General features: G+C 74.1%; 11 protein-coding genes, 1 pseudogene and 2 riboswitches. Of the genes and pseudogenes, 4 read left to right on the top strand and 8 right to left on the bottom strand.

All coding sequences use genetic code 11. The annotated features are described in order from the left end of the window. Positions 1-569, top strand: a pseudogene (locus N869_RS17755) (glycosyl hydrolase); the annotation flags it as partial. A gap of 59 nt (positions 570-628) precedes the next feature. Here N869_RS17755 and N869_RS09150 read toward each other — a convergent pair. From N869_RS09150 to N869_RS09135, 4 genes are all read right to left on the bottom strand, one after another. After that, positions 629-1,396: a metal-dependent hydrolase gene (locus tag N869_RS09150; RefSeq protein ID WP_052105296.1), complete on the bottom strand. Its 768-nt coding sequence runs from the start codon at positions 1,394-1,396 to the stop codon at positions 629-631. Between the two features lie 101 nt (positions 1,397-1,497). Beyond that, positions 1,498-2,487 (bottom strand): NAD-dependent epimerase/dehydratase family protein, encoded by a 990-nt coding sequence (locus N869_RS09145; protein WP_035060546.1) that lies wholly within the window; start codon positions 2,485-2,487, stop codon positions 1,498-1,500. Between the two features lie 33 nt (positions 2,488-2,520). After that, positions 2,521-4,512 carry a cation:proton antiporter domain-containing protein gene (locus N869_RS09140; RefSeq protein ID WP_198026019.1) on the bottom strand — a complete coding sequence of 664 codons (1,992 nt, stop codon included), beginning with the start codon at positions 4,510-4,512 and terminating at the stop codon, positions 2,521-2,523. A 39-nt stretch (positions 4,513-4,551) separates the two neighbouring features. Beyond that, entirely contained in the window at positions 4,552-5,019 is a 468-nt protein-coding gene (locus tag N869_RS09135) for a Dps family protein (RefSeq protein ID WP_035060544.1), read from the bottom strand. A 120-nt stretch (positions 5,020-5,139) separates the two neighbouring features. On the opposite strand from N869_RS09135, the gene N869_RS09130 reads away from it, so the two are divergent. Beyond that, positions 5,140-5,940, top strand: coding sequence for an SDR family oxidoreductase (locus N869_RS09130; RefSeq protein ID WP_198026018.1), 801 nt, complete (start codon positions 5,140-5,142; stop codon positions 5,938-5,940). Positions 5,941-5,962: 22 nt separating this feature from the next. Here the strand turns inward: N869_RS09130 and N869_RS09125 are convergent, their stop codons facing one another. Next, positions 5,963-7,360: an aminotransferase class V-fold PLP-dependent enzyme gene (locus N869_RS09125; RefSeq protein ID WP_035060542.1), complete on the bottom strand. Its 1,398-nt coding sequence runs from the start codon at positions 7,358-7,360 to the stop codon at positions 5,963-5,965. Between the two features lie 36 nt (positions 7,361-7,396). Continuing rightward, a riboswitch (SAM riboswitch) is annotated at positions 7,397-7,532 on the bottom strand. A 115-nt stretch (positions 7,533-7,647) separates the two neighbouring features. Then, a riboswitch (SAM riboswitch) is annotated at positions 7,648-7,742 on the top strand. 5 nt (positions 7,743-7,747) lie between these two features. Here N869_RS09125 and N869_RS09120 point away from each other — a divergent pair. Then, a complete protein-coding gene (locus tag N869_RS09120; protein WP_035060540.1) occupies positions 7,748-8,182 on the top strand; it encodes a rhodanese-like domain-containing protein in 435 nt (144 codons plus the stop codon). After that, on the top strand, positions 8,179-9,435 hold the full coding sequence (locus N869_RS09115) for an O-succinylhomoserine sulfhydrylase (protein WP_035060550.1): 1,257 nt from the start codon (positions 8,179-8,181) through the stop codon (positions 9,433-9,435). The genes N869_RS09120 and N869_RS09115 overlap by 4 nt, the downstream gene beginning before the upstream one ends. Before the next feature lie 9 nt (positions 9,436-9,444). Here N869_RS09115 and N869_RS09110 read toward each other — a convergent pair whose 3' ends face one another. The 3 genes from N869_RS09110 to N869_RS09100 all read right to left on the bottom strand — a co-directional run. Continuing rightward, positions 9,445-10,254: a siderophore-interacting protein gene (locus tag N869_RS09110; protein ID WP_035060538.1), complete on the bottom strand. Its 810-nt coding sequence runs from the start codon at positions 10,252-10,254 to the stop codon at positions 9,445-9,447. Between the two features lie 4 nt (positions 10,255-10,258). Then, the gene (locus tag N869_RS09105) at positions 10,259-10,924 is read right to left on the bottom strand and encodes a GNAT family N-acetyltransferase (protein WP_052105295.1); all 666 of its coding nucleotides are present in this window, start codon (positions 10,922-10,924) and stop codon (positions 10,259-10,261) included. Next, positions 10,921-11,454, bottom strand: a 534-nt coding sequence (locus tag N869_RS09100; protein ID WP_035060536.1) for a penicillin acylase family protein, incomplete at its 5' end; no start/stop codon positions are given. The genes N869_RS09105 and N869_RS09100, both read right to left, overlap by 4 nt.

Here is an 11,454-nt window from a genome sequence, read left to right as displayed (position 1 = left end):
CGCCCGGCCCCACCCCTGACCCGACGCCGGACCCGGGCCCGACGGACCCCGACCCTGAGCCGACCCCCGACCCGGGCCCCGACCCCACGCCGGACCCGGCCGGGATGCGCCTGTTCGTGGGGGGCAACGGTCAGCTCGCGGGCCAACCCGGGCTCGCCGACCGGTTGCGCCTGGCACCCGCCGAGGGCGCGGACGCGGTCGGTACGCCGTCCACGGGTGTGGTCGCCCAGGCCACCGACCTGACCGGTACCTCCACGGGCGGGAGCACGCAGTTCTCCCTCGGGCTGGACGCCGGGACGTCGGTGGGCAACGGCACCCGGGTGCGGGTCTCGTACGACCTGACCGGCAACGGCACGTGGGACCGGGTCGAGACCTACCACTACTTCGCGACGGACCCCGAGCCCGGCTGGGAGCAGTACACCCACGACCAGGGCCTGCAGGGCGTGGAGGGCGGCCTCGGCGACCTGCGCGGCGGGACGGTGCGGGTGGAGGTGTGGAACGTGATCGGCACCGGGGCCACCGACCTGGACGCCCACCGGTCCACCGTGACGCTGCCGTTCACCGGCTGAGCAGCTGACGGGTCGGTGCCGACGACCAGGTCCGCACCGACCCGTCGCTCAGACGCCGTTCACACCGCGACCCGGATCAACCCCGTCGTGGCCGCGACGACGTACCCGGTGTACCAGGTGAGGGTCAGGAACAGGACCCACTCCCGCACCGACCCGGTGCGTCCCAGGACCGGGATCGCGAGGTGCCCGTTGGGCAGCCAGACCAGGGACAGGACCGGGATGCGTCGCCAGGCCCGCGGCGGGCAGGGTGTGAACGGCCACAGTAGCGGGACACCCCCGACGGTGGCCATGTCACCGGCCAGGTGGACCACCACCCCGACCACCACGGCGAGCGGCAACCAGGTGAGCTCGTCGGGGAAGAAGTGCAGCAGCGCCGCGACCAGCACCACCGACGCGACCCAGATCTCGGCCTTGACCCCCCGGGACAGCTTCAACGCCATGATCGCGAAGGTCAGGAGGATCACCAGCAGCAGGGCCGAGCCGAGGGGCACCGGGCCCCACCACGGGACGTCGACCACCCAGGTGCGCAGGGCCACGGCACCGAGGGCGAAGCCCAGGACGCCCACGAGCGAGTGCATGCCGCGGCGGTGCCCGCCCGCCAGGGCCCGTGCAGCGGCGCTGACCCGCCGCGAGAGCCCACCGGCGGAGCGGGCGATCGTCCCGTTGTGGTGGTCGACGTCCGGGAGCAGCGCCGCGCCGGCGGTCACGAACGCCCCGATCACCACCAGGTGGGCGGGCATCGGCGCCAGGCCGGCGGCCAGGGGAACGGTCGAGGTGACCGCCACCCACGCCGCCGCGCCACTCATCGCGTGGTTCGTGCCCATCATGAGCGGCCCACCGGCCCCCTGTCCCGCAGCATGGGACAGATCCTCCCAAAAGGGTCCGACACGCAGGTGCGCCCACCCGGTCGGCGATCACGCCCCCACGGTCAGGCGCCCCGTTCCCGCTCCAGGCAGTACCGCAACGTCTCCCGCAGGGCGGCCGGGACGTCGTCGTCGCCGTAGCCGAGCGCACGCTTGGTCACCGCGGGGTCGCTGACGGCCCGACGTTCCTGGAACATCCCGGAGTCCACGACGTGGATCCCGTGCTCCCGGCCCTCGGCCGCGGCCGCGGCGTCGACCTGCTCCAGAGCCGTGCGCATCGCCTCGAACGGCACCACCTGGACCTGGTCCGGGTCGCGGTCCAGCGCCTCGCACACCGCCCGGTACATCTCCACGTAGGTGAGCTCGTACTCGTCGACCGGGTACCGGCCCCCGTGCTCGCCCCGTTCCACCGCACCGACCGCCGCCTGGGCGACCTGCCGGACGGTGACCGACGACGTCGACCCCGCGGGGGCTGCGACGAACCCGTCCTGCCCGCGGACGAGGTCGATGAACATCTGCCACAAGGGAGTGCGACCCGGCATCGTCCCGAAGATGTAGGGCAGGCGCAGCGACATCACGGCCATCACCCCGTCGCCCTCGCAGAATGCGACCTCCTCCTGCAGCAACCGGGTGCGGGGGTAACCGTTCCGGGTGCGGTAGCCGAGCTCGGGCCAGCGCTCGGCGAACTCCGCGGTGTACGAGCCGAACAGCACGAACCTGGCCACGCCCGCCGCTCGCGCCAGGCGCGCCACGCGCTGGGTGGGCACGACGTTCGCCTCGTAGAAGAACCGGGCCGCAGGCGCCTGCGGTGTCACCCGCTCGTCCGCGCCCGCCGCGTACACCACGGCATGCACCCCCTCCAGGAGGGCTGCGAGGTCGTCGTCGGGCATGGTCGTGACGTCTGCCAGGACGCTCCCGACCTCTGCGGGGAACAGGTCCTCCACCGGCATGGGCGGTAGTGCCAGCGAGGTCACCTCGTACCCTCGAGCCACGAGCTCCAGGGTCGTGTGGTAGCCGAGCAGACCCGTCCCACCGATCACCAGCACCGATGCCATGTCGATCCTCCTCCTCGGTCGTGGCCGCCCCGGTCAGCCCGGGCGCGGGTCCTGCCGTCCGTCCTTGATCAGGGCCTCCGCCCGGTGCAGGGCGTCCACGTCACCGTGCAGGACGAGCACGTCGTCGGCGTGCAACCGGGCGGCTTCCCCGGGGTTCACCAGCCGTTCCCCGGCCCGGAGCAGCGCAGCGACCGTGACCCCCACCTGCTCGACGTCGGCGATGCTCAGGCCCACACCGCCGGCGACGGCCGAGACCGTCAGCGGGCGCAACCGTGCGCCCCCGGGCAGCTCCCGGTCCTCGGTGAGGCCCTCGCCCGGGAACAGCTCGCGCACCAGACGGTACCGGCCCGTCCGCTGCTCCTGGACGTGCCGCACCACCCGCGCCACGGGCACGTCGAGCTGGACCAGCACCTGCGAGGCCATCGCCAGGCCCGCCTCGAGCGTCTCGGGCACCACCTCGAACGCACCGGCCGCACGCAGCGCCTGGACGTGGGTCTCGTCCCGCGTGCGGACCATGACCGGCAGGTCGGGCCGCACGGTGCGCAGGTGCGCCAGCAGGGTCAGGGCCGACGACACGTCGTCGTGGGCCACCACCACCAGCCTCGCGCGCGCCACGCCCAGGGCGTCCAGGACGTCGGGCTGGCCCGCGTCGGCGAAGAACACCGGCTCACCGGCCGCACGTGCCACCCGCACACGCTCGGCGTCGAGGTCGACCGCGACGTAGGGCTGGCCCTCGGCACGCAGGAAACCCACCACGCCCTGACCGATGCGCCCGAACCCGCACACCACCACGTGGCCGCTCAGGTCCACCGGGGCGGGCAGCGACAGCTCCCCCTCGTCCCGGTCACGCCTGGTCCGGGGCGTGGCACCGGTGATCATCGAGGCGAGCGGGCGGTTGAACCGGATGAGGAACGTGCCCATCACCATCGACAGCAGCACGGCCGTGAGCCCCACCTGGTTCAGCGTGCTGTCGATCGCACCGCTGGTCAGGGCGATCGCGAGCAGGGCCAACCCGAACTCGCCGCCCACACCCAGGAGCAGGCCGGTGCGGGCCGCCGCCTGCCGGTCCAGGCCGAACGCGTGCGCCAGGACGGCGACCAGCACGACCTTGACCGCGACCAGGCCCACCGCCCCCAGAAGGGCCCAGTGCCAGATCCCGGGGAACACCGACGGGTCGAACAGCATGCCGATCGCGATGAAGAACAGCCCCAGGAGCACGTCCCGGAACGGGCGGATGCTGGACTCCACCTGGTGCCGGAACTCCGTCTCGCCCAGGGTCATGCCCGCCAGGAACGCCCCGAACGCCAACGACAGCCCCAGCGCGCTGGTCGTCCACGCCGAGGCGAGCACCACGAGCAGGACCGTCAACGTGAACAGCTCGGCCGAGTGACGCCGGGCCACGAACCGGAACAGGGGCCCCAGCAGACGCCGGCCCAGGACGAACACCACCAGGACCGCGAGCGCGGCTAGCCCCAGCGCGGTGCCGAGCTCGGCCCCGAGCGCCACCGCGCCGGTGGTGGTGCCCAGCACGGGGATGATCACGAGGAACGGGACGGCGGTGACGTCCTGGAACACCGACATCGCCACGCCCAGGCGGCCCGGTCGGCTGTTCTCCTCGCCCTGCTCGGTGAGCTGCCTGCTGATGATGGTCGTGGAGGACTGCGCGAACACCGCCCCGACGACGAACGCGGCCGCGGGCCCCAGGCCACCGAGCCACGCGATGCCCATCACCACGGCGGTGGACAGCACCACCTGGCCGGTGCCCAGCAGAGGGACCTGGCGCCGCAAGGACCGCAGCTCGGGAAGGGAGAAGCTGAGCCCGATCGTGAAGAGCAGGAAGACGATCCCGAACTCGGCGAGGGCCTCGATGTCGTCGCGGTCGATGACGGGGCCGATCGTCCCGGGCCCCAGCAGCACCCCGACCAGCAGGTACCCGATCGTGGACGGGACGTGCAGGCGGTGCAGGACGACCGTCGCGACCACGGCGAGCCCCAGCATCAGCAGGATCTGGGGCAGGAGGTCCACCTCACGAGACTGCCATGCAGGGCGTGTCGCCGCAGGTGGTCAGCTCTCGGCCTGGAACATCCACAGGTGCTTCTCGAGCGCCGCGGTCGCGCCGATGAGCATGTCCTGACTGACGACGTCGGCGGTCTCGGTCTGGGCGATGCCCTCGCGCAGTCGGCCGATCACGGCGGTCAGCGCGGTGACGAAGTAGTCGACCACATCGGTGTCCTGCACCCACTGGGCGGGGTGCTCGGGGACGGCCGAGCGCTCGGCCACGGTCGCGGCGCGCCCGTCGGGCGGTACCCCGATCGTGACGGCCCGTTCGGCGATGTCGTCCGCGAGGAGGCGCACCTGGTCCACGACCTCGTCCAGCTGCAGGTGCAGGCTGCGGAAGCGGCGGCCCACGAGGTTCCAGTGGGCCTGCTTGGCGACGAGGCTGAGGTCCACGAGGTCCACCAGCGCACGGTTGAGGGCCGTGCCGACGACCGTCTTGGCGTGCTCGTCCAGGGGGCTGGTGTACTGCCGCATCGTGGTGTCCTCTCCCTCGGGGTGGTCCTTCCCAGGGTGGTGCAGGACGCGTGCCTGCGCCTGCCGAACGAGCGGGCGGATGTCGTTGTCCGTCCCATGGCCGGGGCCTACGGTCGTGGCATGGGGCTGCTGAGCGGACGGACGGCGCTGGTGACGGGCGTCAGTCGGCGTCGTGGCATCGGGTTCGCGGTGGCGTCGCGGCTCGCGGGCCTGGGGGCGGACCTGGTGGTCCACCACTGGTCCCCTCATGATGCGGAGCAGCCGTGGGGCGCGGACGACGTGCCTGCGCTGCTCACCGGGCTGCGGGGCAGGCTCGACCCGGGCGCGCAGCTGCACGACGTGGTGCTGGACCTGGCGGGGGAGCATGCCGGTGAGGAGCTCGTCGCGGAGGCGGTCGCACGGGCGGGGCACCTGGACGTCCTGGTGTGCAACCACGCGCGCAGCGGCGGGGACGGTCGGTTGGCGGACCTGTCGGTGGGCGCGCTGGACGCGCACTGGGCGGTGAACACCCGCTCCACGCTCATGGCGACGGCGGCGTTCGCGGCCCAGCACGACGGCCGCCCGGGCGGGCGCGTGGTGTGGATGACGTCCGGTCAGGCCCTCGGCCCGATGCCCGGGGAGGTCGCCTACGCGACGTCCAAGGCCGCGCTGGCGGGGATCACGCCGACGGTCGCGGCCGAGCTCGCGGACCGGGGCATCGGACTGAACACCGTGAACCCCGGACCCGTGAACACCGGGTACCTGGACGTGGAGACCGCCGACCGGCCGCCGGAGGTCCTGGAGGCGGTCCTGTCACGCTTCCCCGGTGGACGGTTCGGGGAGCCGGACGACCCGGCCCGCCTGGTCGCGTGGCTGGTGACCGACGACGCCCGGTGGGTCGTGGGTCAGGTGATCAGCACCGAGGGCGGGTTCCGCCGCTGACCCACCGGTCCCTCGTGCCCGGTCAGTCCAGCGCGGGGCCGCACGCCTCTGCGGCGGTGGGCGGGAGCTCGCCCAGGCCACGGACGTCGGGCAGGGGGCGGGTGTCGTCGGCCACCGTCCAGCAGTGGTCCTCGACGGCGTACCGGGCCCCGGGACCCTGGTCCAGGTACCGGCGCAGGGCGTCGACCAGCCGGTCCACGGCCTCGCTCGTGGTGCCCACCCCGACCGACGCGCGGACGGCGCCCTGGGGTGCGCCGAGGCGCGCAAGCAGGGGGTGGGCGCAGAACCGGCCGTCGCGCACCCCGATGCCGTGCTCGGCCGACAGGTACGCGGCGACCAGGCCCGGGTCGTGACCGGGCACCGTGAACGTGACGACCCCGACGGGGTCGGTGGCGTCGGCCCACAGCCGCAGGACCCGCACGCCGTCGAGGGCCTCCAGCCCGTCCACGAGGCGGGTGCGCAACGTGTCCTCGTGGGCCGCGAGCGCGCCCTCGGGCAGCTCGGCGAGGGTCTGGCACGCCTGGGCCAGGGCCACGGCCCCGATGACGTTCGGTGAGCCGGCCTCGTGCCGGGCGGGTGCGGGCAGCCACACGGTCCGGTCGGGGCGCACGTCGCGGACCGCTCCCCCGCCGGCCAGGTGCGGGCGTCCGGCGTCGAGCCAGTCGCGTCGACCCACCAGGGCGCCCGCCCCGTAGGGGGCGTAGGTCTTGTGACCGCTGAACGCCACGTAGTCGGCGCCGGTCGCGGTCAGGGAGAACCCGCGGTGCGGGACGAGCTGTGCGCCGTCGACGACGACGCGGGCCCCGGCGGCGTGGGCGATGCGCACGACCTCCTCGACCGGCAGGGTCTCACCGGTGACGTTCGAGGCGCCGGTCAGGGCGAGCAGGGCGTAGGGGCGCCGGGCGAGCTCGGCCTCGATCTCGGCGAGGCTCGCGGCCACGGTCGGCCCCGCCGCGACGAGCGTGGCGCGGTCGTGGGTGGCGCCCTGGGTCCACGGCAGGTAGTTGGCGTGGTGCTCCATGTCCAGGTGCAGCACGCGGCCACCGTCGGGCACGCACCCGGCCAGCAGGTTCAGGGCGTCGGTGGTGTTGCGGGTGATGATCGCGACGTCGTCCTCGCGCGCCCCGACGAACCGGGCGACCGTGGCGCGCGCCGACTCGTACAGGCCCGTGCACACCTGCGACAGGTAGCCCGCACCGCGGTGCACCGATGCGTAGAGCGGGAGCACCTCGGCCACCCGCTCGGCGACCGACTCCAGGGCCGGGGCGGACGCCGCGCAGTCCAGGTTGGCGTACACACGGCTGGTGCCGTCGACCAGCGGGACGGTGGTGGTGGCGCCCACGACCGGCAGCAGCGCCGGGACGTCGGCCGCGGACGGCTCGGTGGCGGTGGGGTCGAGAGTGGCGGTCGTGCGGCTCATCGGCCTGCTCCTCCTGGCTGGGAGGGCCGCTCCGGGCCCCCGCGCTTGCCCCGCACCGGACGGCGCAGGACCAGGTCGTCACCCGGGGCACCCCACGCGGAGGAGGGTTGCCGGCCAGCAAGCCGGGGCTGTGGGGGCGTGCGGTGCACGCCCTTCGCTGGCACTCGTGACCTGCCACGAGAGTGAGGGACGCCACGGGGGGTGTCAAAGGTTCTGGGACACCGTCTTGCATGCCGGACGTGGCAGGAAGGGGGTTGGACGGGACGCGGTGAGCGGGTAGCCTCGCCGCACCATCCAGAGCGGCCGAGAGATCTGGCTCGAGGACGCCGCAGCAACCCCCCGGTCGCTCGGGCGTGGGTGCTACCGCCAGGGCCGATGGAGGATCGCATGACGACAGGACCGACCGGCTACACCGGTGACCTGACCCCCCAGCAGGCGTGGGACCTGCTCGCCCAGGACGAGCGCGCCGTCCTGGTGGACGTCCGCACCCGTGCGGAGTGGCAGTACGTCGGGGTGCCCGAGGCCACCGCGACCGGCCGCAGCACCGGGTTCGTGGAGTGGGTGCAGTACCCGTCCGGCGAGCCGAACCCCCATTTCGTGAGCGAGCTGCAGGCCCTGGGTCTGGCGCCCGGCGACGGCCGGCCGGTGGTGTTCCTGTGCCGGTCCGGGGTCCGTTCGGTGGCCGCGGCCCGCGCCGCCACCGCCGCCGGCCTGGGCCCGGCGTACAACGTGCTCGAGGGCTTCGAGGGCGACGTGGGGCCGGACGGGCACCGGGGGCACCAGGGCTGGCGGGCCGTGGGCCTGCCGTGGGCGCAGCGGTGAACTCGCCCCGCGTCCCCGGTCCCGGCAACTGGGACGACGGCACCATCCCACGGGGCGCGCTGCGCCCGGACACCCTCGCCGTCCGTGGTGGCCTGGTGCGCACCGGGTTCGACGAGATGTCCGAGGCGCTGTTCCTGACGCAGGGCTACGTGTACGGCTCGGCGGCGGAGGCCGAGGCGGCGTTCGCCGGTGAGCGCGACCGGTTCCTGTACTCCCGGTACGGCAACCCGACGGTGTCGACCTTCGAGGAGCGGCTGCGCCTGCTGGACGGGGCCGAGGCCGCCTACGCGACGGGCACCGGGATGGCCGCGGTGTTCACGTCCCTGGCCGCGGTGCTGCGCCAGGGGTCGCGCGTGGTCGCCGCCCGTGCCCTGTTCGGCTCGTCGGTGGTGATCTTCGACGAGTTCCTGGCCGGGTGGGGGGTGCAGGTCGACTACGTCGACGGGCACGTCCTGGAGCAGTGGGAGCAGGCCCTGGCCACCCCGGCGGACGTGGTGTTCTTCGAGACCCCGTCCAACCCCATGCAGGACCTGGTGGACATCACCGCGGTCAGCCGCCTCGCGCACGCGGCCGGGGCCCTGGTGATCGTGGACAACGTGTTCGCCACCCCGGTGCTCTCACGTCCCCTGAAGCTCGGTGCGGACGTGGTCGTGTACTCGGCGACCAAGCACATCGACGGCCAGGGCCGGGTGCTGGGCGGGGCGATCCTGGGCCCGGAGGAGTACGTCCGCGGCCCGGTGCAGACGTTCATCCGCAACACCGGGCCCTCCCTCAGCCCGTTCAACGCGTGGGTGCTGCTCAAGGGTCTGGAGACGTTGTCGTTGCGGGTGCGCCACCAGACCGCCTCGGCCCTGCGGCTGGCCACCTGGCTGGAGGACCACCCCGCGGTGGCCGACGTCCGGTACCCCTACCTGCCGTCCCACCCGCAGCACGAGCTGGCCGTGGCCCAGCAGTCCGGCGGGGGCACCGTGGTGACGTTCACGCTCGCGCTGCCCGAGGGGGCGTCGGCCGACCACGCCAAGAAGACCACCTTCGACGTGGTGGACGCCCTGCGTCTGGTCGACATCTCCAACAACCTCGGCGACGCCAAGTCGATCGTCACCCACCCGGCGACCACCACCCACCGCCGCCTGGGGCCCGAGGGACGCGCCGCGGTGGGCATCGGGGAGGCCACGGTCCGGCTGTCGGTGGGCCTGGAGGACGTGGAGGACCTGCGCGAGGACCTCGAGCAGGCCCTCGCGCCCCTCACCTGAGGTCGCGGCTCACTGCGCGGCGTGACCGTGCCGCCAGTAGCCGGCGAACGTCACCTGCTTCTTGTGCAGGCCCCGCTCACCGACCAGGTGCCGGCGCGCCCCGGTCGCCAGGGCCTGCTCCCCCACCGCGTAGGCGCGCACGGGGCCGGTGGGGAGGGTCGCGGTGCACAGCTCACGCAGGGCCAGGCGCCCGGGCACGTCGCCGTCCTGGTCACGGGTGAGCCACCGGACCTCCACCCCCGGCGGGGCGGCCACCGGCTGCACGTCCGCCGCTGACGGCACCTCCACCAGGGCCAGGCCGCGCGCCCCGGACGGCAGCGACGCGCAGATCCCCGCGACCGCCGGGAGCCCGGTCTCGTCGGCCACCAGCAGCACCGACCCGTCGTGGTGCGGGGTGAACGTCACGCCCTGGTCCAGGATCCCCACCCGGTCACCCGGCTGTGCCTCGAGGGCGAACCTCACCGCCGGGCCGGTGGGCTGCCCGTCGTGCAGGTGCACCACGAAGTCCACGTCGATCTCAGCCTGCTCGGGCCGGGCCGCGCGCACCGTGTACGCGCGGATCCAGGGCCTCAGGTGCCGGGGCGTGGCCAGGTACTGCACGTACCACAGCGCCGAGGTGCGCGTGGGGAGCCGCAGGACGTCCTGGCCCTCCCGTGGCAGGAACAGCCGGAACCACTGGTCGGCACCGGTGGCGGTGAACAGGCCGATGCCCTCGCCGCCGAACGTGACCCGCACCATGGACGGGCTGACGCGGCGGGTGGCGACCACCTCGGCGACGACCACGTGCGGGTCGACGGCGTGACGGGTCCTGAGGCTCATCGGTTCACTCTCCTGCTCGGGGGTTGGCGTCCGTCAGACGGGACCGTGCCTGGGCCGCGACCCGCCGCAGGTGTGGGACGTCGCCGAAGGCGAGCTGGGCGTCCTTGTGCCCCACACGTGCGCGCACGCCGAGGGTGAAGCCCAACCGTGCCAGGCGCGCGAGCGCCGCGGCGTTGCGGACATCGGGCTCGACCACCACGCGTCGGGCACCAGGACGGGCGAGCACCACGGCATCGAGCAGCACCAGGACCACGGGCCACCGGGCGGCGGCGCCCGGCCCGCGCTCGGCCAGGAAGAAGTGCACCCCGACGTCGCCCGTTGCCACGTCGTAGCGCTCCCCCACCGGGTCGTGCTCCGGGGCGTAGGTCTGCAGCAGGGCCACCGGGCGCTCCTGCCACCGCAGGAGGAACGCGTGGTGGCTGGGCAAGGAGTCCACGTGCCGGTAGACCGCGGCCAGCTCGTGGACGTCGAGGTCACCCAGGCCCCAGAACCGGGCACCGGGCCGGGTCACCCACGGGTGCACCACGGCGACGTCGACGTCCGGGTCCAGGACCGTCGCAGACACGTCCCCCACGCCGGGGAGGTGCTCACGGTGGACCTCCTGCCCGGCCGCCCCCGTGAGCAGCCGGGCAGGCGGGGCGGTGCGGCCGGAGGCGGGCGGTGCGGTCACGGACGGTCCTCCCGCTGCAGCGCGGCCCAGTCGGTCACCACGCGGTGCGTGCCACCCTGCGCCCACCGGTCGTGCTGGTCGAAGGCGTGCCGGTGCCCCGGGTCGCCGGCGGCCCCGAACGGCACCACCCACCGGCTGCGGTCGCGGTCCGCGAGGTCCCAGACCCACCGGGCGACCGGCCCGATCGCGCACAGGTCCGAACGCCCGGGCCCGCTCCGGGTGCACAGCACGCAGTCGGTGTCCCCGCTCAACGGGACCGCCGGCGCCGACGGGACCAGCCCCGGGTCCACACCCAGGTAGACGTGCTGGGGTGCGACCCGGTGCGTCGAACCCCAGGTCGCCTCGCCGGCCGCACCCGGGCCCGCCGCGACCGCGGCCTCCAGTGCCGTCACGGCCTCGGCCCGGCCGTCGATGCCGAGGACTCCCCCGACGACCAGTCCGGGGAGGGCGTCCGCGACGCGGGCGTGGACGTCGAACCACGGGTCCAGGAGCGGCCCGTAGGGGTGACCGGCGTCCAGCGCGGCCAGGGC

The organism is Cellulomonas bogoriensis 69B4 = DSM 16987 (assembly GCF_000767165.1).
GTDB lineage: Bacteria > Actinomycetota > Actinomycetes > Actinomycetales > Cellulomonadaceae > Actinotalea > Actinotalea bogoriensis.
Note: the sequence above shows the minus strand (reverse complement) of the source record. Positions and strands in the feature narration are given on the sequence as shown.